The following is a 25,294-nucleotide window of genomic DNA, read 5'->3' on the forward strand; positions in this document are numbered from 1 at the left end:
AACAAGTTGCATTCCGGAAAAACGAGTCAACAAATATATGATGTTTAAACATTGAAGAGGGTCACCAGATCTTTAAAAAAATGTAAAAAGTCATCCTGGAATGACCAAAATGACTTTTACTTACTAACTCATCCTCCAGTTTAAATACTGGGAACGAATATTTTAAGAGGCCTGTACTTCTTTTATTTTTTCCCTGATCTTTACTTCTATTTCTTTGGCCAATTCAGGGTTATCGATCAATAATTGTTTTACGGCATCACGTCCCTGGCCCAGTTTATCGCTATTGTAGCTAAACCAGCTTCCACTTTTTTGCACAACCCCCAATTCTACACCCATGTCAATGATCTCGCCGGTTTTTGAAATACCCTCGCCAAAAATGATATCAAACTCTGCAGCCCTGAAAGGCGGAGCCACTTTATTCTTAACGACTTTCACCTTTACCCGGTTGCCTACTGCCTCATCACCATCTTTGATTTGAGTGCTGCGGCGGATGTCCAAACGAACAGATGCGTAAAATTTCAAGGCATTACCCCCTGTTGTTGTTTCAGGGTTTCCAAACATCACACCTATCTTTTCCCGAAGCTGGTTGATGAAAATACAGATGGTATTGGTTTTAGATATTGTAGCAGTGAGTTTGCGCAATGCCTGGCTCATTAACCTTGCATGGAGTCCCATTTTGCTGTCACCCATTTCACCTTCCAATTCACTTTTTGGTACGAGTGCAGCCACTGAGTCTATCACTACAACATCCAAAGCACCGGAAAGAATCAGTCGATCGGCGATCTCCAAAGCCTGCTCACCATAGTCAGGCTGTGATATTAAAAGATTATCGACATCAACACCTAATTTTTGAGCATAAGAACTATCAAATGCATGCTCTGCATCGATAATGGCACACATGCCGCCTTTTTTTTGCGCTTCGGCAATTACATGCGTAGCTACCGTTGTTTTACCGGAAGACTCAGGGCCGTAGATCTCAATTACCCTTCCCCTCGGCAGACCACCGATACCCAGTGCCACATCCAACCCGATAGAGCCGGTAGAAATTACTTCCTGCTGGGCCTCTCCTTTTTCATTCATCATCATCACACTTCCCTTACCATAGTCTTTTTCTATTTTGTCCATTGTCAGCTTTAAAGCTTTCAACTTTTCACTAGTGTTGTTTGACATATCGGTAGTTTTTTCTGTTTTTGCCATTTCCAAATTTAGGATTTACGTATTGTCTTGCGAATTATTTTATAATAAAACGAAACTAAACTATTTAGTAATTAAAAACTAATATTTTTTGTATTTTTTCGAAACACAAAGTACATTAAGGCAGGATGCCGTCGGCCCAAATAGCTAACAACTGCGAAATTCCACCCACGATCAGGCCCATATAAATTTCACCGGGAGTATGATCAGAAACAATAAAGCGGGCTGTGCAGACAATGCCGGCGATGATAAGAGCCACGGACATATAAATAGTATAATTCCCTGCTTGTGTAAATGAAAGTAAGCCCATGAAAACAACAAGGATGCCCATGGAAATGGCATGCATACTTACTTTCATATAAATATTTACCAGTAGTCCTATGGAAGAAGCGATGAAAATTGCCATCGAAAGTTGAACTACCTCTTTAGAGAACTGTGGTTGATTGCGCAGCACGTAGCACATCCAGAAATAGTAAATGCCGCAGGCGATATAGGGAATAATGCGTTCTTTTTGTGTTTTGAGATAGATGGAATCCAAAAAGCCCAACCCCTTGGCAAGTAATACCGTCACCAATGGGAAAAAACTATACATGAGGAAAAACCGCAAAAGAGTGATTAGTTTTTCGGCTGGTGTGAAAATGCTAAACAAATAGGGTTGCGCATTTACAAGAAACCAGGCAATATACACCGGTACAAAAAGCGGGTGAAAGACATAAGAAATAATCTTTGCCATTAACCGGATGGCACGATTTTGCGGTTGATAGCCGGTTTCCCGGTATTCCTGTAATTGGCTGGCTTTGTCCACCATCAATCTTGTACTCATGAGCCCTGCATTTTTGCAAAGTAAATGATTATAAAAAAAGAAACCTTAAGCTTATATTTATCGACAAGAAAGAATAAAAATCCATAATATGAATTGAGCTGGCCGGATTTTATTGATTTGAAACCAGTATAAGTTATATATGAAAATCATATCCTTCCCTGAAAATCGACCAGGCTTACTATTGCTTGTCTGTCTCTTCGTTTGTCAAACCAGTTTTGGCCAATCGAAATATGTTAAACAATACCGGCCTATCGCTGATTCCCTGTCAGCCATTCATGGCATACCTTCTTCCGTAATCCTTGGCGTCGCCATCATTGAGTCAGGAGCCGGCAAAAGCCGTAATTGTAAGTTGCTGAACAATCATTTTGGGATAAAGGGTAAAAACAATTTATTGAAAACAAAAGGTATCCGGTCAAGCTATAAGCAATATGCAGACGGCAGGGCTTCTTATATTGCCTTTTGCAAATTGCTGTGCAAGAGAAAATTTTATCCCAGGCTAAAAGGTAAAATGGATTACAAGCTTTGGCTGGATGCTATCAGCAAGAGTGGCTACTCCACGGTACCGCAGGAATGGAAAAAGAATATTTCGGCTGCAATCCAAAAACATAAGCTGCATAAACTGGACGAAGGCTAACAACAAGTAAACGGTTGTTTTTATAATCCCAGTCTTTTCATGATATCAGCATAACGGGGATCTTTTTTGATACCACTATAAGCGGGATACTCCAGGAAATAACTTATGGGCCCCATGCGTTTATCAACACACTGATTGAGGTAATAGAATGTCTTATCATAATCGTCCAGTCCGAACCAAACTCCGGCAAGGTCGGCATCGATGACTGAATTAGGTTCTTCTACCTGGCGTTGCTCCATTTTACGGATCACTTCTTTTGCTTCCTCAATCATTCCCAACCGGCCATATGCGTAGCCTAACCCCATTAAGCCTTTCAGCGGGTGATTGGTAAGCTGGTGTACTTCTTCAAACAAAGGCTTGGCCGCTGCCCAATCTCCCCGCATGCCGATGGACCATGCTTTTAGTTCGAGAGCAATGCGCATTTTGGGATTCATCTCCAACAGCTTATCAGCCTGGCGAATGGCATCATCATAACGTTCGGCAAAAGCATACATGCTTCCCAGTGATTGACTAATAACCGGGGAAAGCGGGTCCATTTCTTCCGCAGTTTCCAATACTGCAACCGCTTTTTGTTTTTGTCCCATTACGATATAATACATTCCCAACAACTCATACGCTTCGATGGCGCCGGGGTTTAATTCAATTGCTTTTTGCAACGTAACAAATGCGTCCTGCCATTTCCAATCGTAAAACAGGTAAGCGCTGGCTTTAGCAATATGGCTTTCAGCAAGTGAACTATCCAGCTCCAATGCCTTGTCGGCATAACGATGAACTATTTCAAATGCTTTTTCAGGAAGCATTTGCCCGGTAGACCCCAGGTAACTATAGGCTGCAGCAGCCATGGCATAAGCATGAGCATAGGCGGGTTCCAGCTCAATAGCCTGTTCAAAACATTCTATTGCTTTACGGCAATCAGCGGGTGTGAGTTTGTTCCAGAAATGAAGTCCTTTTAAATAAAGGGTGTAAGCGGTGATGTTTTTAGTCGGAGCCTTTACCAGGTGTTTCGATTGATGCTCTCTGGCAGAAAGATTTTCCCTCAGTTTATTCGCAATGATGCCGCTGATCTCGTCCTGCACCTCGAAAATATCGGTCAGGTTGCGGTCGTAATTTTCACTCCAGATATGATAGCCATCGGCGGCATTGATCAGCTGTGCGGTGATGCGAACCCTGTTGCCGGCTTTGCGTACACTTCCTTCCAGCACCTTGTCTACATTTAACTGGATCGCAATGTCGCGGATATCGTCATTTTTTCCTTTGAAGGCAAAGGCGGAAGTCCGCGAGGTTACCTGCAAGCCATCTACTCTTGTCAATGCGTTCAACAATTCTTCGGTAATACCATCGCTGAAATATTCGTTTTCAGGATCGGCACTCATATTGACAAATGGTAGCACTGCCAGCCGGTTGCCGGTTTGTTTTGTTTTTCCTTTTAATTCATCGCGGCGGGGGACAGTAATTCCCCTGTTGGCAATGGCAAAAATGCGAACCGGTTGTTTTATGTTTTTCAATTCAAAATAACCCAGTTCACGGGTGCTAATGCCATCCTGGTTTTTTATTTCGTCATGTACTTTTTCTGAAATAAAAATACCACCCGGCACACCCATCGATTCAATGCGTGAAGCCAGGTTGACACCGTCGCCGTAGATGGCTTCTTCTTCGATGATGACATCGCCGGTATGAATACCAATGCGCAGGTCTACTTTGGGTTCCTGCTCCTGCAATTGTTGTTGTATTTGAATGGCGCTGCGGACGCTGTCGATGGCGCTGCTGAAAATACTGAGGGAGCCATCACCATAATATTGCAATACTTTCCCGTTGAATGTAGCGATGGATGACTCCAGTACTTCTTTGAGTCTTCTGCGTTTCAGGCGGGCCAGTTGCTCGTTCTCCTGCATCAGGGCTGTATAGCCTGTCATGTCAGCGAATAATATAGCAGCGAGCTGTCGCATAGTTAAAAATGAAGCCGCAAATTACTGAACAAATGAAGACCGTCCCGGCAATTTCGGTGAATGGAGATTTTTGGGGGTTAAATGAATGCGTAAAAGGCTGTCAAAATTATTTTGTGATTATTGAAAGGGTGACGACAAAGGGTGTGTTTAGTTGGATTTGGTATTTTTATAAAATCTTTCAGTCATGAGTCACAGACTCATGACAACCGTTCAACTTTTTTTCTTTTATTCAGCAGCCAAGGAAAACAAACTAAGGACAACGGAGTGCAGAAGTATTCATAAGCAAAATGCACTAACATCTATGCCTGTTCGTTATAGGATATTTGAGAATATCGATAGCCTAAAAGCTACTTTTCCTGAAATCCAAGAAGGAGTTAATTTTAAAAAAATTGAATTACAGTGGTTCTCATTGCCACCAAGTGACACAGTTTTTATTGGAATGGCTGGAAAGGATACCTTGCTTAGGATAATAAGTACTTCCTATGACTCATCAGATATAGTACATATCGGAAATAGGGAGGTCAGTTTAGAAGAAGCAAAATCACTTAGGCGTTTTAGGGGCACGGGAGGCATTCAAGTATCTCATTTTCCAGAAATATATGATTATAAAAACAGTTACATTGTCGAAGGTGTTGTTGCTGGGTGTGTAGGTACTGCCTGTAATTCTTTTTATATTGTTATAGATAAATAACTCCGTTCTTGTGAGTTAATAGGCGTACCGTCTGCTATTTTGATTAATGTCCGTTTAAAAAAAAGAAAGCCCGGCAGGTGCCTGCCGGCCGGTAGGCACCTGCCGGAATCTTGTACAATAGGTAGCTTTGGCCAATGGATGGAAATTTATTTAAGTATAATCGAAGATCATTCATTGAAATCAGCGAAGTGTTTTTCCAGACAGCCACGATCAATCAATGGCAAGAACTGTTATTGGAAGATGAATTAAATGAGAAGAATTTTTCTTTTTTAAAGGATTTGAGAGATGTTTTAAAATAGCTGGGTCGTGGGGACACGACCCAGGGCGGTAGAACAAAGCAAAAAATATGTACCTGAATATAAGATCAGGGAAGAACTTAAAAAGCAGTTGGAAAAAGAAGTAACCGAAACGGCTGAAAACAAGAAGGCTCATGAAATGGCAAAGACAATGAAAGCAAAAGGGTATAAAGCTGAAGAGATAGCAGAGCTTACCGGTCTAAGTAAACAAGTAATCCAACGTATCAAAGTCTAATCTAGGGTGTATTCCCTAAACAAATGTCGAACGCCCCGGCACGTGGAGACACGTGCCGGAATCTGGTAACAATAGGTAGCCCTGATCGTGGATGGAGATTTATTTGAGAATAACCGAAAATCATTCATTGAATCAGCGAAGATTTTTCCGGACAGCCACGATCAATCAAGGAATTCTTCCTTTTTAAAGGATTTGAGGATGTGTTTTAAATAGCTGGGTCGTGGAGACACGACCCAGGGCGGTAGTTTCCCAGGCAAATAATTTCATTAAATTTTTTAAGCCCAATCCACATCACCCGGCGACAAACTCGCTACATAGTTCTCAGCCTGTGTTTCACCAATAGCCAACATTTTTTTCATTCCTTCCATGCCGAGTGTTCCCGGTTGTCCGTAGTCTACTTCCTTGCCGAGTGTCCAAATTATAGAATTCACAGGCGATGTGTCAGATGGCCTTGTGAGTTGGCTTTGTGGCACTCGCCGTACTACTACGAAGCAAAGAAAAATAATTTGTAATTTGAAGAATGCCAGTTAAGCGCAAGATAACCGAACCAGATGGGATTTATTTTATCACAATCACCTGCCATCAATGGTTAGCTTTAATTGAACAGACACGTGGTTATGATTTAGTGTACAATTGGTTCGATCATTTAAAAAGTAAGGGACATTTTATTAATGGCTATGTTATCATGCCTAATCATCTGCATGCATTGATAGCATTCCGGAACACAGGTCAGTCAATTAATACGATTGTTGGAAATGGCAAAAGGTTTATCGCTTATGAAATTATAAATCGATTGAAACAGCAAGGGGAAATTAAATTATTGCATCAGCTGAACTTATCAGTGGAAGCTAAGGACAGGGAAAGGAACAAAAAGCATGAAGTATGGGAGGATTCATTTGACTGGAAGGAATGCCGGACGCATAAGTTTATGAAACAAAAATTAGATTATATTCATAATAATCCCTGTAGAGGGAAATGGAATCTTGCATCTGATGTAACAGAATATGTACATAGCTCAGCAAGGTTTTATCTATGCGATGAACCAGGTGTTTATCCGGTTATAAATTTTCTTGAATTGGATGATATTGATTTAACAAAAAACATTACAAGTTGACGCCGAGTCCACGCCAAACACGGCCAGCGCTGTGAGACATCGGCTTAGAAGGTCTACGTAGCGGACACTCGGCAAGAAAGCAATGCTCTTGAGAAGATTAGCGTAACACAAGAACAGATAAGAAGGTGCAAAATTGTATTGCCTATTTATCTGATAGCATCTATAATATTACTACTTGGGCTACTGCTAAAATTAGGTATTGAAAAAGGCAAAATTCATTTGTGACCATTCAGGTGTAAAGTCAAAGCCAAGTATTGCAGTTACAAATTAAATCATCTGTTTCCGCTGCCATGGCTGGTCCATAAAATATAGAACGCACCGACACATGTCTATTATGACGGAATTTTGTAGATCTATTTAAATTTAAGTTGAACTTCCTGGTTTCTCAAACAAATAATTTCATTAAATTTTTTAAGCCCAGTCCACATCACCGGGTGATAAACTAGCCACATAATTCTCAGCTTGTGTTTCACCAATCGCCAACATTTTTTTCATTTCTGTTGGATCGAATATCAGGCCACCCGGTCCACCTCCCAAAGGCATTGACGGCCGGATGATATGTATCTTCAAAGGGATTTTATCTTCAAAAGGATTTTCCCGGCCACGGATAAAAAAGTATTTAGCGATATCATCGGCAGACACTCCTTCCCGCTTCATTTTTTTCTTGACAGCATCAATATAGGTAATGGCTTCGTTGTACAGCAACGGAATGACCAGGTCATTCTTGCCGACATCGGTAGTGAAGATGCCAATGGTTTGCTCCAGTATCGGGAACAGGGTTTTAAACTCCGGCGCATTGCCTGCCTTATCGGTGGAGAGTAAAATGGTAAAGATTTCTTTGGCTTCATTGTCGATCGCCATTTGTACGCCGGCATATTCTCTTACACCTCCGTCTACAAATTGGTGATCAGGATCGGGATGCCCCGGTACCGCCCGGTTGACTTTTACCGGTGTCATAAATACGGGCTGACAGGCCGATGCCAATACGGCCCGGCGAAAATGCTCCGCATTTTCCAGCGTTCTCAATTCATAATATTTGGAAGGAACCGGATTGGCAGCAGTGGTGAAAACAACCAGCTCTTCCGTTTGCAAACAGGTTGTGTTCAGGTAAATTTCTTTGCCGGAATCCATCAGCTCATCATAAAAATCATTCGTATAAAATCTTTTTATTGTTTCCCACAGGGGTGTTACATCAAATATGGAATCCTTGTCGAGCCGGTTACCGATATTGTCTTTGATAACGATGTTTTCGGTTTTTTGGGTGGTGTATAATTTTTCCAGCATCTCGGTTTTGCCCAATGCTGCCAGCGGCACGATCAGTGATCCCGTACTGGTACCTACCAGCACATCAAAATCTAAATCAAAAGTTGTAACAAGGTATTTATAAACGCCCACTGCAAAAGCTCCCTTGGACCCGCCACCGCTGATGACCAACGCTTTTTTCATGTGTTAATTTTTTTGTTTTTTTTGGTCACATGGAATTCGACATAAAATTTTCATCGGCGGTTGATATAATTTGCCTCGAAAATTTTATGTCTCATTTCATCTGTATTGTTTTTAATGGTAGAAAATAAAGAAGAGTAAACCTGCCCTTGAAATTATTGGTTGAATTCCGGCACTTTGTTTTTTGGCTTGTTAATCCGAAGTCCGATATGTGATTGTATCCACCAGGTGTTCAGCTTATAATCCCGTTGAGCAGTGAATAGCAGCATTAGCTTTTGTAACAACTCTAGTCCTATGCCACCGCCAACCAGTCTTTGTTTTTCTGTGCCCCAATTATGTTCTGCTATTAATTGCAGGTTGCCCAGTCCTGCCAGGTTTTTTAAATTAAATGATTTTAGTTTAAAAGCGACAGAAGGCCCGAAAAGTCCCGACCATTTTTTATTGCCATATACAAGGCCTGCATTGGCGCCAAGCCGGAGTTTATGCTGTATAACCGTGATTTGGGGATTAAGGCGAATGCCGCCAACATAGAGGTCCGGTGCCGCATGAAAATTGCTGATAACGCCGTTGTCCAGCTTCAGATAATTAACCCAGCCTTTTCTGAATTCAGTGTCTTCGGGATCTTGCGAATGTGCGGAAATACAAAACAGCAGCAGCACCGGGATCAATAACCGGTAAGTTTGGTTTTGCATAAAAAAGGTTTACCTGATAAATGTAAACCAATTTTTGTCGCTGCCAATACTCTATAGTGGGTATAAGGGCAATGTTAACCCAAAAGAAGGCACTCTCAAAAGATTTGGCTTTCACGCAAAGCTGCATAAGGAGCAAAGTCGCAAAGCGAGAACTTTCTTGGCGTCTTATTTACTTTGCGTCTTTGCGTGAAAATATTTTTGAAGATTACCGATCGCTTTTTATTACAACTCTTTTCTCAGCCTTGCAACAGGAATATTTAACTGTTCCCGGTATTTGGCAACCGTACGCCGGGCAATATTGTAACCTTTTTCCTGTAATAATTCAGTCAGGCGTTCATCACTTAATGGGTGTTTCTTGCTTTCACCTTCGATAAGATTGCTGAGAATTTTCTTTACCTCTCTTGTCGAAACTTCCTCACCGCTGTCGGTGCTCAATGATTCACTGAAAAAGAATTTTAACCGATAGGTGCCAAACTCTGTCTGAACAAATTTGCTATTCGCAACACGGCTCACGGTAGAAATATCCAATCCTGTTTTTTCAGCAATATCTTTCAGGATCATCGGTCTCAGATTGGTTTCATCACCGCTAACAAAGAAATCATGCTGGTGATTCATAATAGCCGTCATCGTGCTGAGCAAAGTATGCTGCCTTTGCTTGATCGCATCGATAAACCATTTAGCAGCATCAATTTTTTGCTTGATAAAAATAACCGCTTCCTTTTGCCGCTTATCTTTTTTAGCGCCGCGGTCGTATTCCTTCATCATGTCACGATAGCCTTCGCTGATGCGAAGCTCAGGCGCATTTCGGGAATTAAGCGTTAGCTCAAGCTTATTGTTATTATTGAAAATAAAAAAGTCAGGTACTACGTAACTTTCGGCCTTACTCATTCCACCTATATTGCCACCGGGTTTGGGATTGAGCTTGACAATCTGCTGCATTACCTTTTTCAACTGGTCCTCATCTATATTTAATCCACGTTGAATCTTTTCGTAATGTTTCTTGGTAAACTCGTCGAAGTATTTTTTGATGGCCAGTATGGCAATGTCAACATCCTTGCCTTCATTTTTTTGTCGTTGCAACTGCAGCAGCAAACATTCCTGCAGATCACGGGCCCCCACACCGGGGGGGTCGAAATTTTGGATGCGCTGGATGATCTGTTCTACTTCCTCTTCCGTTGCAGAAATGTTCTGGCGGAAGGCCAGGTCGTCCACGATGGCTGAGGTTTCCCGTCTCAGGTAACCATCTTCATCTATGCTTCCTACTATTTGTTCTGCTATTTTATGTTCCTTTTCATCCAGTTTCAATAAACCCAATTGAAGTAACAATGTTTCATAAAAACTGGTTTCTGTTTTAAAGGGAACCTGCTTTTGATCTTCTTCCGGGTAATTGTCGTCACGTAATTTATAATCCGCTACGTCGTCATCACCATCCTGTACGTATTCGCTTACATCTACATTGCCATATTCTTCTTCGCTCCCATTTTTATCATCATATTCCGTATCCTCGCCGTCGGTAAATTCATCCTGCATTTCTTCTTTTTCATCCTCATGTTTCTCTTCGTCCAACTCGAGTGCAGGGTTCTCTTCCAATTCCTCTTTAATTCTTAATTCCAGGTTAGCTGTCGGTACCTGCAACAACTTCATTAGCTGGATTTGCTGAGGTGATAGCTTCTGTAATAATTTTTGTTGTAGAGACTGACTAAGGGCCATAATTATTTATCGAATCTTTTTTAGGGTCGGTTCAGTTTAAAAAAATTCCGCCATTCATCAAAAATCAGGCCGTAAATTTACAAGATAAATGAATAGGAATGCCCGAACGTATTTTTTCTTTTCTTGTTGTGTTGATTTTACTGTGTTCCAGCAACATTTTTGGTCAATCTGAAAATGTGGAAAACTTTTGTAAAAACGCCGCTGTAAAGCTTTTCAGAGAGCGGGCTGCCGGTGATTTAACCTATATTCTAAAATTTTCTAAAAATTATTTTCTTCCATCCAACTCACTTCCTAACGGCAGTACTTACAAATTACCCCAAACAATTGCATTGGCAAAACCTATCTTTTCGCAAAATGCTTTTAATAAAGAAGAACTCAGTTTCTTTTGCCGAAAAGAATGGCAGTTTGAAAAAGCAACATCTGTTCCTTTACGGGTAAGATTAGGTTCATTGGAATACACTAATTATCTGGAACAAAAACCGAATGCACTACGACCGCAATAATTTTATGAGAGGAGGATTTTCGGTCGTGATGATGAACGCAATTTGATTATTCGGCAGCCCTGTAAATGCAGCAGCAATGATTTTAAAAATCTCGCATTCCCTGCTGATTTGTTTGCTGTGAACTGCTAAAGATGCAAAATACCTGTAAGTCTATCTCCTGGCACTTGTGCTTTTCGAAGGCAGCCAGTCCATCTCAGGTATTAAAGCTCCGCTTTTATAATAATTATTCTGCAAGCTGTCATTCCAGCCATTGGGATTGTGCTCAAAACTTTTACTGCTAAAATAAATGCTGCCCTGTACTTCGGGATATTGTCTCAGCAATTTGATCTGGTTAGGCAATTCATTGGGATTTTTCCAGGCGGCGTTTTTTTCATAAGCCCGGTAAATACCATGGCCGATATACACATGACGGCCATAACTGTGGCGGCTCCACCAGTCGATCAATTCTTTATAGTCGGCCAGCTTATGCCCAATTTCCCAATACAACTGCGGCGCTACATAATCAATCCATCCATTTTCCAGCCACAGCAATATATCGGCATACAGATCATCGTAATTAGTTTGGCCTGCTTTGGTATTGCTTCCCTCCGGGTCTTTATCACTATTTCTCCAAACACCAAAAGGGCTGATCCCAAATTTGCAGTAGGGTTTTTCTTCTTTTATAACAGCGTTCAGTTTTTTAATAATAGAATCGACATTGCTCCGGCGCCAATCATCTTTCGACAGCTTAGTTCCCGATCTCCAATAAGAAGTTTGATCGGGAAATTCTTTGCCGGGAATACGATAGGGATAAAAATAATCGTCCATATGAATGGCGTCAATGGCATATCTTTTTACAATATCCCTCACTACTGCTATCACATGCTGCTGCGCCTCTTTATTTCCCGGGTCAAAATATTTTTTATCACCATAAGTTATGAACCATTCCGGATGGATGCGGGTAATATGATTGGGAGCGATAGATGCCGACCTGATGTTGAAGTTGGCACGATAAGGATTTAACCAGGCATGAAATTCCATCCCTCTCTTATGCGCTTCCTCAATCATAAACTGCAACGGATCGTAGTAGGGCGAAGGTGAACGGCCCTGAACACCGGTAAGCCATTGGCTCCAGGGCTCCAGCGTCGATGGATAAAAAGCGTCAGCCGATGGGCGAACCTGCACGATAACAGCATTCATCCCGTTTTTTTTATGCTGATCTAACTGGCGTATAAATTCCGCCTTTTGGCTATAGACGGTATGCACACTTTTTGAGGGCCAATCGATATTATCAACAGTGGCGATCCATACACCACGAAATTCATATTGTGGTTGTGCAAAAACAGAAAAAGCGAAGAAACAGGCAAGGGTACAAAACAATAACCTCATATTTTCAGCGAATATTGAATTAAGGGATGAAATTAACTCAAGAAGGGTTAATCAAATTATAAAAAACTATTTATTGCTTAAACGATTATTCCGAGCCCCTTATTTTGTCTAATAGTTTACTAAGTGTAGCAGCTTCTTCTTCGCTCAGGTTGCCTACGATATTATCCAATTCATCCTGGCGTTCATCCAAACGTTCCAGCAGTTTTTTTCCTTTGTCGGTGATCATTACATCTACCAGGCGGCGGTCAGTTTTGCAGGTGCCTTTTTTCAGGAGGCCTTTTGCAATTAAGCGGTCAACAATGCGGCTGGTATCACTCATTTTATCCAGCATTCGCTCTCTGATCTGCAAAGTAGATAACGGCTGCGGATGGCTGCCACGCAAGATGCGAAGGATATTAAACTGCTGCGGGGTAATGTCCTCGGAGGCAAAAAGCTCTTTCGTCCTTTCCATTACCCAACCATAAGTGAATAACAGGTTCACTCCTGCCCGCTGGTATTCATTGCGGAACTTCGATTGGTGAATGTCATGATCGATACCCATTGCAAAAGGATTGTTTAATAAAAATAGAATATTTTAAAACGTTCGCTGTCAGCAGCATTTTCGTTTTCACCGGTTCGATTATCACAAAGTTAATGTTTCAACATCAAATTAATCTTCTGCATCGTTTATTTGGCCTTTTTTTCACACCTGTGTATAAAATCCGGAAGCATAGAAATTTTTCATGAAAGGAAATGAACTTTCTTTGTATCACAAGCAAATTATCCCACAGTTCCAATCTTACAGCATGAAATTAATTGTTGAGTCCATCAGGAGTTTTTATGAGGGTTTTATATCCTTTTATACCGGCCTCTATAATCAAATGAAACGCTGGTAAGATTCTAGATTTCCTTTTTCAGCATCCCACCCAGTTTAAAGATGGTAAAAAGGTGATGCGCTTCATGCAACAGGAAAAAATTTAGCCACATTAACAAGCTCATCTTGCCATACGCAGGATGACTACCCGTTTTGACAAAATCAGTTTCCTTGAAGGAAAGTATGCCTGCTGCCATCTCTTTGCGGGTCGAAAGTAAATCCTGTATTATTTCCCTGCTCGTTTTAGTACAATTATCAAGAAACAGCGGATCGGCTTCTGCCGTATATGCTGAAAAGTTTGGATTATCTTCTTCAAGAATTTTTCGTACCCGGCTGGTAAATGTGTGCTGGTAGGTTTGCAGGTGTACAATATTTTCAAAGATGGACCATTTGCCCGGTTGCACTTGTCTTCTTATTTGTTCATCGGATAGGCCGTCCAGGATATCTAATAGTGATTTGTGCTGGTATTGCAGGCGGGTGGAAACAGAGGATGGAATTTGCATATTAAGATTGGTTTAATGGCTGCTTGTTGTCAAACCGTACTAATCATTGCTCCAGACCTTTGTGCCTTCTGAACAATTGGCACATATATCGATATTCTTTCTGCCCTTCAATATCTGTGATCTGAATTTAGTGTATTCGCCGTTTTTCCAGATCTCTTTGAATGATTTTTCTTTCAGATTCCCAAGTTTGTGCTGCGCATCTTTATCAAAGCAGCAAGGTGCCACCAGTCCATCCCAGGTTATCACAGGGTCATGCCAAAGGCGCCAGCATTGATTGGAAAGATTTCCTTTAAACTCAGTTCCTGCCGCCGTTTTCCTGTAGCGGCTGTATTTATCAATGGTTGGGATCAGTTTGTTGGGGTCGTTTTCATAATCATAAACCTGTGCTGTTTTAAACCACACATCGTCTACGCCAATTTCCTTTGCCAATTTTTTTACCTCTTCGATCTGGTGCTCATTATGCCTTACTACCAGGAATTGAAAAACAACAAAAGGGGTTTTGCTTTTTAATTCTTTTTTCCATTTTACAATATTACGGGCGCCTTCCAGTACTTTCTCTAATTTACCACCCACCCGGTATTGCTGGTATGTGTCCTGCGTAGTGCCATCTATTGAAATAATCAGGCGATCAAGGCCGCTTTCAATAGTTCGTTTGGCATTGGCATCAGTTAAATAATGCGCATTTGTAGAAGTAGCGGTATATATTTTTTTTGATGAAGCATATTTTACCATATCCAGGAAAGAAGGATTCAGGTAGGGCTCACCCTGGAAATAAAAAACCAGGTATAAGAGATCTTTGTAAAGCTGATCAATTGTTTCACTAAAAAAATCTTTTTGTAACATGCCTGTCGGCCTTGTAAAGGCTCGTAGCCCGCTGGGACATTCGGGACAACGAAGATTGCAGGAAGTAGTGGGCTCAAAAGAAATGGAAACGGGGTATCCCCATTGTATAGGTTTCCTGGTCCATTTACTCAGGTAGAAGCTACTCAACACCTTTGTCCCATTCCAGGCACGGCGAAAACTTAGTTTAGATAAAAGATTAATAGTATCGTGGCGATTGATACGGGACATGATTTGTAAAGGTAAGCCCGGATGCCGTAGACGATTAAAAGAAATTATCCTGCTATTTAGTTAACCTTTTTTTCAAGGTGTAAACAAAGAGGCCCGACCATAGGGTAAGCCGGGCCTTTTGTTATCATCCATCCTTGTTCTGTGTCCAATCAGCCGTTTAATATTTTCGATTCTTTCATATATCGTTTGGAAGGATGGTATATAAAGAGACAGCTTCCGTTTTTGATCGTATTGATCAGGTAGTTGCTTTCTTTTCTTGGAATAGCGGGACACCCATAGCTGCGTCCCATGTACGGGTTTTGTCTTAGCCAGTCATCACCAATGTAATCGGCTCCATGAATAACGATCCGCCTGCGGACGGCTTTATCATTATAACCGGTCTCAAGCCCCCTCATACGCAGTGAGAGACCGTGCTCCCCGTAATAAGTGTTTTGTGTAATATAGAATCCGAGACTGCTTTGCAATGACCTTAGCTTGTTTGAAAAGCGGGTAGCATATTCTCCCCCTGAATTTCGTCCGTGTGCGACATATGTATTTAACAATACTTCCTTTTTTGCCAAATCCACCACATAAAGTCTTTTGTTATTAGAAGATTGGCTAAAATCACAAATAGTGAGATAATTCTGTTTACTGATGATTTTTTTCTTTACCAAATGGTTGTAACCCTTGTATGCATACTCAAATACCGGCTGCGACAAGCCCATTTCATGTAAGTTGAGTAAGAAGTATAAAGATGCCATCTCATCTGCCAGTGGCTTTAAATCCACAGGCAGGCCAGAAGTTACCGGCACAATTTCAAGACTATTATTTTTGGGTAAGCTCAGCCAGGAGAGACTGAACAATGCAAATAACAGGCAACAAATCGATATTGTTACAGGGGTTTTCAAGAGGGTACGGATTTCAAAATACCAAACGCTATTGAGGTCAAAATTAGTATCGGCTTTTAAGAATTAAAAGCAATAAAGTACTGTTTCATGACAGATTGAGCATTATTACGCGGTGATTTGATTCCGCTCAAAGAAAAAATACTTGTTACCATTGACGGGTAACAAGTATTTATCAATATGTCCACTACACTTTTACTTTCTTCCAATTACCCTTTCGGAATAAAATATAAGAAGCAATAGTTATAGCGGTTTCGGCTATGGGTATTGCAATAAAAACACCGGTGGCTCCCATTTCAAAATGTTTAGCCAGTAAATAAGCAAGTGGGATTTGAAAAAGCCAGAATCCACAAAGATTGACTATCGTGGGTGTCCAGGTATCACCTGCACCATTAAATGTATTCATCATTACCATTCCAATACCATAAAATATATAACCGGAAGTAATGATTCGTAAGGCTACACCGGCGATTTGCTGTACTTCGGGGTCATTGGTAAAAAAAGAAACGAGCCAGTCGCCACAGATGAAAAAGAAAATTGTAACAATAAACATAAAAATGGTATTGTAGAGGATTGTTTTCTTCACCGATAGTTCCGCCCGTTGCCATTCTTTTGCCCCCAAATTTTGGCCCACTAAAGTGGCTGCAGCGTTGCTCAGTCCCCATGCTGGTAGTAAAAAGAATAACATCAGGCGTATAGCGGTTTGATAGCCAGCCGATCCTTCGTCATTGCCTGTCAGCGCCACCAATCTCGCCAGGAATATCCAGCTGCACGAAGCAATAACAAATTGGAGAATACCGGGTGCGGCGATCCTGGTTAATGATTGGATCACCGGCCAATCTATCTTCCAATGTTCTGTTTTTATTTTCAGCAGGCCATTTCCCTTCAATAGATGAAACAGCTGATAGAAAACACCGATGCTCCTGCCGGTTGTAGTGGCGATAGCTGCTCCTGTTAAACCGAAAGCCGGGATAGGTCCAAGGCCATTGATGAAAAGCGGGCACAGGATGATATTACAAATGTTGGCCAGCCACAAACTTCGCATAGCTATTGCTGCATTACCAGCCCCACGAAAGATACCATTGATCAAAAACAGCAGCATAATCACTACACTGCCTCCCATCATAATGCGGATAAAAGGAGTTCCTTTTGCCGCAGCTTCGGGCGAGGCGCCCATTATTTCGAGAATGCTGGTTGCATATACCAATCCAAGAATGCTGATAACAACGGTAATGCCAATAGCTACTAAAATTGCCTGCACACCTGCATGTGCTGCCGCATCGGTATTTTTTTCTCCCACCCGCCGGGCTACTACGGCAGTGGCGGCCATACTCATTCCTATGGCCAGGGAATAGATAATTGTCAAAACTGATTCGGTTAACCCTACCACCTGTATAGCATGGCTGCTATCTTCCAGGTGTCCTACAAAATAAAGGTCAACTACTGCAAACACCGATTCCATCGACATTTCCAGCATCATAGGTATGGCCAGCATGAATACCGCTTTACGAATGCTGCCAGTGGTGTAGTCCATCTCGTCGCCCCGTATAGCTTGCTTCAGCAATACATAAAACGACGAAATTTTATTCGTTGAGGTCATTGACTCCGACATGATAAATTCTTTGTATTAAAATGAAATGAAATACAGCAACGGGTTGTTGCTTTTAGTTTGTTGTCCGTAAAAAGGCAGGTTCTGATTTACAACTGGGGGCGAACCTTAGCACATTTTCATATTCGTATGCTTGACTGAAGATCAAAAATAAGATTTTACTCTCACCGGCAAAAAATAAACAGATGACCAAAAACAAAAAAATATACGGATGAAATTGAAATTTTGAAGGATGTAGCATCGGAAAAGCCGTTTAACTGATTTATACTAATGCAGGATAAGTGTTTTTCCTAATTAGTATTTCGACAGAGGTGTATTTATTTTTATGACAAATGATTTGACGATTGTTTTTCATTAAATTTAATATTCTGATTAGTACTTCATTGAATGAAAAGTGTTTGTGATCTATCGAATAACCAGGTTCCTGGTACTTTGAATTGTAGCATTTGAGGGATTAGCCGGTCATGCGCAAAACATTCAACACGGTAGACCAGCCGGCTTTGATGCTTCAAAATCCTGATTCCATTAGAAGAAGTAAGTATTGGTATGCAGTTACCCATTGATACAGCGTTACAGCAAAAATTTAGGAGTTGGTCAAGGTACCTGATCATCACCGTGGGGGTCATTGCTTTGCTGGTGTTGATAGGGTGGCAATTTGATATTACCGGATTAAAACAGATGGGACTGCCTCCAACCTCCATGAACCCATTGACCGCAATTGGATTTTTAATGATCAGCATAGCTGTGTTTTTATTTCTCCGATCTTCTCACAACATAACAGCTTTTGTATTAACCATAATTGTTGTGATTATAGGAATTGCTGAGTTTGGTGCTTTTCTTTTCAATTTCGATTGGCAACTTGACACGGTGTTATATGCCAATAAACTAGCTGAGCAAAGGGGAGATGGCTTGGTAAACCAAATGGCTCCCAATACTGCTTTTTGTTTTTTACTGGCTGGTATTTCACTAATCCTGTTCAAATATGAGGCAGGTTTACAGCAAAGAACCTCCCATTACCTTGTCCTCATCGTGGCATTTATTGGAATGCTTTCGCTGTTGAGCCAATTATATAATGTAGATACTTCAACCAGTTTTCTTGCTCACATCTCCATGGCTCCGTCCACTGCTTTGTGTTTTTTTCTTTTTTCACTATCGGTTCTTTTTGCAGATGCGGACAAGGGAGTGATGAAAGAATTTAGCAGCAGCCTGGTCGGAAGCGTTCTGGCAAGAGTATTGATACCAGCGGCCATCATCATTCCTGCGGTATTAGGTTTATTGCATTTGCAGGGATATTGGACGGGTATCTACAATAATGAATTCGGAACTGCTCTTTACTCTTTAAGCATCATTTTTATTTTTGTGGCTATAATCTGGTATAATGCCTACCTGCTAAATAAAAGAGATCTGCTCCGCAAACAAACTGAAAATGCATTGCGGGATAGTGAGCAGCATATACAAGCCATTTTTCGTAGCGCTCCTGATGCTGTAATCGTGATGGATAGTAAAGGAATTGTCACCAAGTGGAATCCTGAAGCTGAGCATCTTTTGGGTTGGAAGGAAGAAGAAACAAGAGGCAGACTGCTGGCAGAGTTAATAATACCGGAAGAATTCAGGGAGGCGCACAAAAGGGGGTTAGAACGTTTTTTACACACCGGCGAGAGCAGGATAATTGGAAAGACAATTGACCTTTGGGCAATTAAAAAAAACCGGGAAAGCATCGATGTTTCTTTACGCATCTCTCCCCTATTGCTGGAAGGAAATCGGTTTTTTATTGGCTTTGTGAGAGATATTACTGAGAAAAAAGAAATAGAAAACCGGTTAAAGACTTTTAATGAAGAACTATCCCGCCAGGTAGAAGAAAAAACCAATGAGCTCACTGATATTTTTGAACGGATCACCGACGGGTTCATTGCATTGGATAAAAATTTTAATTACACCTATGTCAATGAAAAAGCAGGTGAACTCATTCACCGTGATCCGGTCTCGCTTATTGGAAAAAATATATGGGAAGAATTTCCGCTGACAGTTGGCTCTGAAACTTACCATGCTTTTATAAAAGCGATGACGGAGCAAACTTATGTTGCCAATACAGATTATTATGCGCCTTTAAATTTATGGCAAGCCAACTATATTTATCCTTCACCGAATGGTTTGTCGATTTTTATCCGGGATATTTCTGAGCAGAAAAAAGCAGAAACGGAAGTTAATAAGGCAAGGGACCTGGCGGAAAAGCTGATCGGAAGCCTTCCCGGTGTATTTTACTTCTTTGATGCAAACGGAAGATTCATTCGCTGGAACAGGGAGTTTGAAAGAGTGACAGGATATACGTCGAAAGAAATAGAAAACATGCATCCCACTGATTTTTTTGGTGAAGAATCGAAAGCGTATATAGCGCAAAGAATAGAAAGTGTCTTCATGGAAGGCATCAACGATGCAGAGACAAGTTTTTTAACGAAAGATGGACGAAGAATACCCTACTATTTTAAAGCAGTATTGATAAATTTTGAAGGCAAGCCCTGTCTGTTGGGTAATGGAGTTGATATTGCCGAACGAAAGAGAGCTGAAGAAGAATTGATTTCTTCTGAACAAAAATATAAGTTCCTGTTTGAAAATAACCCGCTTTCGATGTGGATGCTAAGTTTACCGGATTACAATGTCGTTGATGTAAATAATGTCGCTTTATTAAAATACGGATACACCAGAGAAGAATTTTTAAAACTGTCCATGGCTGATTTTCGGCCCAAAGAAGATGTCGAACGTTTTAAAGCAAGTACCAATACTGCATTCAGGGGTATTTTTCATGCAGGCGTTTGGCGACATTTAAAAAAAGACGGCACGATCATTTATGTCGATATTTATACTCATGACTTTTATTATAAGGGGCAACAAACAAGACTCGTGTTGGCGAATGATATCACGGAAAAGCATATTGCCGAACAAAAGCTAAAGGAGTCTTATGAATCGATCAGGAAACTCACCGGACACCTTCAAAATGTAAGAGAAGAAGAGCGGCTCCATATCTCCCGTGAAATTCATGATGAATTGGGGCAATTGCTGACCGTTTTGAAAATGGATGTATCCTGGTTAAATAAAAGGATAGAGCCGGAGAATGCGGCTGCAAAAGAAAAATTAGCGGAAATACTGGGACTCATTGATTCTACCGTAAAATCAGTAAGACGGATAGCTTCAGAACTCCGGCCCACTCTATTGGATGATCTTGGCTTGCTTGCAGCAATGGAATGGCACCTCGAAGAATTTGAACGACGGTCGGGTATTGAAACAGAAAGTTCATTGCCGGAAATAGAACAACCTCTGCCTGATGCACTTAAAATAGGACTTTTCCGTATTTTTCAGGAGTCGTTAACAAATGTTGCCAGGCATTCCGGAGCGAAAAAAGTAAAGGTGAGCCTGCAGCAAAGGGATAAGGAGTTAGTATTGACAGTGCATGACAATGGAAAAGGGTTCGATGAATCGGGTACCGTGAAGAAAACACTGGGCTTACTGGGAATGAAAGAAAGAACCCTAATGATGGGTGGTCAATATAACATTTCCGGCATAATTGGTGAAGGAACTACCGTAACGGTTGCTGTTCCATTGCCCAACGCCGACCTGTAAAAACAAAACCTCACTATGCTAAAAATTCTAATTGCAGACGATCATGCTATAGTCCGACGTGGATTAAAACAATTATTGTTGGAGGAATATCCCTCTGCTGTAATTGGCGAAGTGTCAGATACAGAAGATCTTTTAAAAGAGATTATCAGCAATGGTTGGGATATTGTCATTTGTGATATGAACATGCCGGGCCGTAGCGGCCTGGATGCCCTGGGCCAAATAAAACAGGTATCACCTAACCTGCCAGTGCTTATAATGAGCATGTATCCCGAAGAGCAATATGCTTTGCGGGTATTAAAAGCCGGAGCTTCCGGCTACCTCGAAAAAGAAAGCATTCACGATAATGTGATCAAAGCCATACAAACCGTCAAACTGGGCAAAAAGTTTATTACACCGACAATTGCCGAGCGCCTGGCCGAAGCCTTTCACAATACAAATAACAAACAGCCGCATGAATTGCTATCGGACAGGGAGTTTGATGTATTTAAATTAATAGCGTCGGGCAAGTCTGTATCCGAGATTGCCAGCCAGCTATCACTCAGCACAACCACAGTAAGTACTTACAGGTCAAGAATCCTGGAAAAAATGGGAATCAAATCCAATGCGGATCTTACACGGTATGCCCTCGAGAAAAAACTTATTTAAACATTTTGCTTGTAGTATAAACTCTACATTATTTAAAAAATCAAGGCTACAAGCGGCATCGACCCAAAAATCTATTTTGCAGAGGTTGAATTTCTGCTAATCCAACACCTGCCACGTTATGTTGAGGATAATTATAGCTGACGATCACCCTGTCGTCATGCAGGCTTTAAAAAAAATAGTAGAAGAAGAATTTCCGGGTGTGTATGTAGAAGAAGTATCAAACACTCTGTCTCTTCTTGAAAAAGTCTTGCATGAGGAATGGGACCTTGTAATCTCCGACCTTGCTATGCCAGGTGGCGGTGGCCTTGTTGCGCTTAAGAAAATAAAAGCAGTGAAGAAAAAATTGCCGGTACTGATCCTTAGTACTTATCCGGCTGATCAATATGCAACCAGGTTAATCAAAGCAGGGGCCGAAGATTTTATTAGCAAGGATGGTTTACCAGGCGACCTTATCAAATCAATCCGTGTTATACTCGGGCCGGAAAAAAAAAACGACTGAACAGCAGCATTTGCTAAGGGTTAATTAAGCGTTTTTTTGTAGTTGTTTATCTACAAACAACAATGATTTGATAAACTAACAATAATAATACGATTACTTAGTTTTAGCTTTTTACTTCATTACATTTGCCACAATTCGTAGTTGAAGTGCCTTATCCAGGCAATGCGTTTGAAATGTATTCATGAAAACCAGGTTGAATAAAATATCCCTAATGAAAAAAGCATGCTGGACCACTTTGAAACGTCTTATCGGCAACCACCCATCTCAGACCGATTTATTCCTGACGTTAATCAATGAAGAAGGGGAAATTTCCTGTGCCAATGCCAGAATGGTCAGAAGGCTTGAACTGAACGACCCCCGCCAATCCGCCATTAATTTTTTTGACCTGGTACACCCCGCCAATGTCGGCGACCTAAAAAAAACACTGATTTCAATCCCGGAAGATAATGACCCGGTGGCTATTGAACTATATGTGAAGAACGGCCATTACCAACCAATGAAATGGAAATTGACAAGGCTTCAAAACAGGGGAAATGAAAAAAAATATTTCTGTGCCGGGTATAAAATCGTAGACGATGAAAGATTAAAACGGTTCAAAGATTTAATACAAAACAATTCCCAGCAAATTGTTGAAGGTCTCAGTGGTGTCATTTTTCATGATAGTAATGGCGAATTGATCGCCGCTAATCAAAAGGCCGCAGCCATTTTCAACACAAATCTCGAAAATTTATACCGGCTAAAGAATATTTCCTGGTTTTGGGACAATGAATGGCAAATAACAAATGAAAATGGGAAAAAAGTAACTTTTACAGAAGCTCCGTTCATCAAAGCCATTCACACGGGCCAGGTTCAAACACAAAGTCTCATTATCCGCCTTCACAGTGGTGAGAACAAGTGTCTTTTGTTCCACTCTCAACCTTTGCCGGATGAAGAAGATCCCAATCAGTTTTATGCAGTATCTCACTTGATTGACATAACACCGAATCGCCACTTGCTCAACCAGTTAAAGGATGGGCAGGCTATGATCAGCGCTTTCTTTCAACAAACACCTACACTTTCGTGGGTGATTGACGAGGAAACCAATATAAAATTTGCCAGCGATGCTTTCTATAAATATTTTGATGTTGAAGAAAAAAATTGCATCAATGTAAAAATTGCGGAAGTAGTGCCTCCCTCTGTTTACCGTGCCCTGTACGAAAAACACCTGGAAGTATTTAAAACGTGTAAACCGGTACAGGCTACAGAAAAAATTAAATGGGCCGACGGCACGCAGTCCATTTCTCATATCAATATTTTTCCCATTTGCTCTGTTACCGGTAAAAGCAAGTTAGTGGGTGGTCACGCTATTAATTTGCCTGATAAAAGCAAACTGGAAAAGGATTTGAAAGAAGCACATGAACGACTATTAAACTTTAGTCGTGCTACTTCGGATGCCATTTGGGAATGGGATATGCAAACAGGTCAAATATTCCGCAACGAGGCGTTGATGGAAATGATTGGCTATCAACTTGATAACTCCAGGGGCCTTTCATGGTGGCTTCGCCGGATACATCCGGAAGATCGTAACCGCCTGGCCGATAAAATAAAGGAAGCAACTGAAAACTGCCAGCAATCCTGGCATGATGAATATAGGTTCAAGTGCGCCGATGGCAGCTACAAGCATGTGGAGGATAAAGGTTTTGTAGTATACGAAAATGGTTTGCCGGTAAAAATGATTGGCTCTCTACAGGATGTTTCTTCCCTGAAAGAGCTGGAGAATGAACTGGCTAATGTGCAAATGCAAAAGCAAAAGGAAATATCGGAGACCATTATCAAGATGCAGGAGAAGGAAAGGACACGTATTGGTCATGAACTGCATGATAATGTCAACCAGATATTGTCAACGGTGAAATTATTTTTTGACGGCGTCATTCCCTCCAATGCCGAACAAAAACAATTAAAACAAAAAAGTATTGAATACCTGCACCTGGCAATTGAGGAGATTCGTAAACTGTCCAAGGAGCTGGTCACTCCGCAGTTGAAAGAAGGAAAGCTTACCGATACCATTAACACGATGATCAGTGATCTTCAATTGACCGGGGCATTGAAAATCAGTTTTACGCATAATGTTGACGATACCCTGTTGTCAGGAAGCAAAAAAATAACACTGTTCCGCATTTTGCAGGAACAGCTTAAGAATATCATCAGGCATAGTAATGCAACTACTACCCAGGTCTCGTTGCAAACAATAAACGATGCCGTTGTTCTTACTATTACCGATAATGGAAAAGGATTTGATCCGCACCAGACACGACAAGGAATCGGATTGACTAATATTCATGAACGAACCCAGTTTTATAATGGAACTGTTGATGTTACATCTGCTGTCGGCAAGGGTTGTACGCTGGCTGTTACCATACCGTTGTAGTAAAACAAATCTTACAGGCAGGAATCTCTAAGCATTTTCATATATGCTGGTCCTTTTTCCCTCGCAAACTGAATATTTCTTTCGGGAATTTGCTCCGGGTTTGGGTAATGCTGCAAGGCTTTTTCTATACTTTCTTCTTTCAATAAATGAAGCATCGGGTAAGGAGACCTGTTGGTGTAATTAGCAGCATCACCGGCCGATGCCGCCGCAAAACGGTAATGGGGGTGAAAGCTGGCCAGCTGGTATACACCTTCGTATCCTTTTCGTTTTAGCAGTTTTTCGGCTTCACGCAACAAGACCAGGTACTCGTCAAATGAAAAAAATCCTTTGGAAAAAATTAAAAGACTGGTCTCAGTTTCAGTTCGGCTATCCAATCGCTGGCATTCATTTATAAATAGCTGTAAACATTTTTTCAGATTAGTTTCAGTCACTACCTCGTAATGAATGCTGTTTCTTTTTATTTCCCTGGCGGCAAATGGACAAAAATTACAGGCAATTACTACGTCAACGATCCATTTTTTTGTTTGCTCAATAACCTTACTGTCATTTTCCATTCAAC

Annotated in this window: 24 protein-coding genes; 10 read left to right on the forward strand and 14 right to left on the reverse strand. The window is 41.1% G+C overall.

Features of this window, described 5'->3' with window-relative positions; translation table 11 throughout:
* Nucleotides 1-162 precede the first annotated feature (162 nt).
* Complete coding sequence (gene recA, locus ACFEL9_RS12055; protein ID WP_385890142.1) at nt 163-1,170, reverse strand: recombinase RecA; 1,008 nt, start codon at nt 1,168-1,170, stop codon at nt 163-165.
* 142 nt (nt 1,171-1,312) lie between these two features.
* Complete coding sequence (locus ACFEL9_RS12060) at nt 1,313-2,017, reverse strand: hypothetical protein (RefSeq protein ID WP_385890144.1); 705 nt, start codon at nt 2,015-2,017, stop codon at nt 1,313-1,315.
* Nucleotides 2,018-2,156: 139 nt separating this feature from the next.
* On the opposite strand from ACFEL9_RS12060, the gene ACFEL9_RS12065 reads away from it, so the two are divergent.
* On the forward strand, nt 2,157-2,651 hold the full coding sequence (locus ACFEL9_RS12065; protein ID WP_385890146.1) for a glucosaminidase domain-containing protein: 495 nt from the start codon (nt 2,157-2,159) through the stop codon (nt 2,649-2,651).
* Between the two features lie 20 nt (nt 2,652-2,671).
* Here ACFEL9_RS12065 and ACFEL9_RS12070 read toward each other — a convergent pair whose 3' ends face one another.
* Nucleotides 2,672-4,597, reverse strand: a complete 1,926-nt coding sequence (locus ACFEL9_RS12070) for an adenylate/guanylate cyclase domain-containing protein (protein ID WP_385890148.1) — start codon at nt 4,595-4,597, stop codon at nt 2,672-2,674.
* Between the two features lie 184 nt (nt 4,598-4,781).
* Here ACFEL9_RS12070 and ACFEL9_RS12075 point away from each other — a divergent pair, with 184 nt between their 5' ends.
* From ACFEL9_RS12075 to ACFEL9_RS12085, 3 genes are all read left to right on the forward strand, one after another.
* Nucleotides 4,782-5,288 carry a hypothetical protein gene (locus ACFEL9_RS12075; protein WP_385890151.1) on the forward strand — a complete coding sequence of 169 codons (507 nt, stop codon included), beginning with the start codon at nt 4,782-4,784 and terminating at the stop codon, nt 5,286-5,288.
* 134 nt (nt 5,289-5,422) lie between these two features.
* Complete coding sequence (locus ACFEL9_RS12080; protein WP_385890154.1) at nt 5,423-5,587, forward strand: hypothetical protein; 165 nt, start codon at nt 5,423-5,425, stop codon at nt 5,585-5,587.
* A 7-nt stretch (nt 5,588-5,594) separates the two neighbouring features.
* On the forward strand, nt 5,595-5,819 hold the full coding sequence (locus tag ACFEL9_RS12085; protein WP_385890157.1) for a hypothetical protein: 225 nt from the start codon (nt 5,595-5,597) through the stop codon (nt 5,817-5,819).
* Between the two features lie 275 nt (nt 5,820-6,094).
* Here the strand turns inward: ACFEL9_RS12085 and ACFEL9_RS12090 are convergent, their stop codons facing one another.
* Nucleotides 6,095-6,250, reverse strand: a complete 156-nt coding sequence (locus tag ACFEL9_RS12090) for a hypothetical protein (RefSeq protein WP_385890160.1) — start codon at nt 6,248-6,250, stop codon at nt 6,095-6,097.
* Between the two features lie 89 nt (nt 6,251-6,339).
* On the opposite strand from ACFEL9_RS12090, the gene ACFEL9_RS12095 reads away from it, so the two are divergent.
* A complete protein-coding gene (locus ACFEL9_RS12095; protein ID WP_385890162.1) occupies nt 6,340-6,933 on the forward strand; it encodes a transposase in 594 nt (197 codons plus the stop codon).
* Between the two features lie 411 nt (nt 6,934-7,344).
* Here ACFEL9_RS12095 and ACFEL9_RS12100 read toward each other — a convergent pair whose 3' ends face one another.
* From ACFEL9_RS12100 to rpoN, 3 genes are all read right to left on the reverse strand, one after another.
* Nucleotides 7,345-8,379 carry a patatin-like phospholipase family protein gene (locus ACFEL9_RS12100; protein WP_385890165.1) on the reverse strand — a complete coding sequence of 345 codons (1,035 nt, stop codon included), beginning with the start codon at nt 8,377-8,379 and terminating at the stop codon, nt 7,345-7,347.
* Nucleotides 8,380-8,531: 152 nt separating this feature from the next.
* Nucleotides 8,532-9,068: a hypothetical protein gene (locus ACFEL9_RS12105; RefSeq protein ID WP_385890167.1), complete on the reverse strand. Its 537-nt coding sequence runs from the start codon at nt 9,066-9,068 to the stop codon at nt 8,532-8,534.
* 222 nt (nt 9,069-9,290) lie between these two features.
* Nucleotides 9,291-10,778 (reverse strand): RNA polymerase factor sigma-54, encoded by a 1,488-nt coding sequence (rpoN, locus tag ACFEL9_RS12110; RefSeq protein WP_385890170.1) that lies wholly within the window; start codon nt 10,776-10,778, stop codon nt 9,291-9,293.
* A gap of 98 nt (nt 10,779-10,876) precedes the next feature.
* Here rpoN and ACFEL9_RS12115 point away from each other — a divergent pair, with 98 nt between their 5' ends.
* The gene (locus ACFEL9_RS12115; protein ID WP_385890173.1) at nt 10,877-11,281 is read left to right on the forward strand and encodes a hypothetical protein; all 405 of its coding nucleotides are present in this window, start codon (nt 10,877-10,879) and stop codon (nt 11,279-11,281) included.
* A gap of 150 nt (nt 11,282-11,431) precedes the next feature.
* Here ACFEL9_RS12115 and ACFEL9_RS12120 read toward each other — a convergent pair whose 3' ends face one another.
* The 6 genes from ACFEL9_RS12120 to ACFEL9_RS12145 all read right to left on the reverse strand — a co-directional run bounded on the left by ACFEL9_RS12120 (nt 11,432) and on the right by ACFEL9_RS12145 (nt 17,572).
* Nucleotides 11,432-12,649 (reverse strand): glycoside hydrolase family 10-like protein, encoded by a 1,218-nt coding sequence (locus ACFEL9_RS12120; RefSeq protein ID WP_385890176.1) that lies wholly within the window; start codon nt 12,647-12,649, stop codon nt 11,432-11,434.
* A gap of 85 nt (nt 12,650-12,734) precedes the next feature.
* Nucleotides 12,735-13,190: a MarR family winged helix-turn-helix transcriptional regulator gene (locus ACFEL9_RS12125; RefSeq protein ID WP_385890179.1), complete on the reverse strand. Its 456-nt coding sequence runs from the start codon at nt 13,188-13,190 to the stop codon at nt 12,735-12,737.
* 338 nt (nt 13,191-13,528) lie between these two features.
* Nucleotides 13,529-14,005 (reverse strand): DinB family protein, encoded by a 477-nt coding sequence (locus ACFEL9_RS12130; protein WP_385890182.1) that lies wholly within the window; start codon nt 14,003-14,005, stop codon nt 13,529-13,531.
* 39 nt (nt 14,006-14,044) lie between these two features.
* Entirely contained in the window at nt 14,045-15,076 is a 1,032-nt protein-coding gene (locus ACFEL9_RS12135; protein WP_385890185.1) for a radical SAM/SPASM domain-containing protein, read from the reverse strand.
* Nucleotides 15,077-15,225: 149 nt separating this feature from the next.
* A complete protein-coding gene (locus ACFEL9_RS12140) occupies nt 15,226-15,963 on the reverse strand; it encodes a murein L,D-transpeptidase catalytic domain family protein (protein WP_385890188.1) in 738 nt (245 codons plus the stop codon).
* A 184-nt stretch (nt 15,964-16,147) separates the two neighbouring features.
* A complete protein-coding gene (locus ACFEL9_RS12145) occupies nt 16,148-17,572 on the reverse strand; it encodes an MATE family efflux transporter (protein ID WP_385890191.1) in 1,425 nt (474 codons plus the stop codon).
* A gap of 543 nt (nt 17,573-18,115) precedes the next feature.
* Here ACFEL9_RS12145 and ACFEL9_RS12150 point away from each other — a divergent pair.
* The 4 genes from ACFEL9_RS12150 (at nt 18,116) to ACFEL9_RS12165 (ending at nt 24,735) form a co-directional block, all read left to right on the forward strand.
* Complete coding sequence (locus ACFEL9_RS12150; protein ID WP_385890194.1) at nt 18,116-21,184, forward strand: PAS domain S-box protein; 3,069 nt, start codon at nt 18,116-18,118, stop codon at nt 21,182-21,184.
* 15 nt (nt 21,185-21,199) lie between these two features.
* Nucleotides 21,200-21,829: a response regulator gene (locus tag ACFEL9_RS12155; protein ID WP_276503881.1), complete on the forward strand. Its 630-nt coding sequence runs from the start codon at nt 21,200-21,202 to the stop codon at nt 21,827-21,829.
* 118 nt (nt 21,830-21,947) lie between these two features.
* On the forward strand, nt 21,948-22,328 hold the full coding sequence (locus ACFEL9_RS12160) for a response regulator (RefSeq protein ID WP_385890198.1): 381 nt from the start codon (nt 21,948-21,950) through the stop codon (nt 22,326-22,328).
* A gap of 211 nt (nt 22,329-22,539) precedes the next feature.
* Nucleotides 22,540-24,735, forward strand: a complete 2,196-nt coding sequence (locus ACFEL9_RS12165; RefSeq protein ID WP_385890201.1) for a sensor histidine kinase — start codon at nt 22,540-22,542, stop codon at nt 24,733-24,735.
* A gap of 11 nt (nt 24,736-24,746) precedes the next feature.
* Here ACFEL9_RS12165 and ACFEL9_RS12170 read toward each other — a convergent pair whose 3' ends face one another.
* Complete coding sequence (locus ACFEL9_RS12170) at nt 24,747-25,289, reverse strand: DUF1415 domain-containing protein (protein WP_385890204.1); 543 nt, start codon at nt 25,287-25,289, stop codon at nt 24,747-24,749.
* Nucleotides 25,290-25,294: the final 5 nt, after the last annotated feature.

The sequence above is a fragment of the Terrimonas alba genome, assembly GCF_042434975.1.
Lineage (GTDB): Bacteria > Bacteroidota > Bacteroidia > Chitinophagales > Chitinophagaceae > Terrimonas_B > Terrimonas_B alba.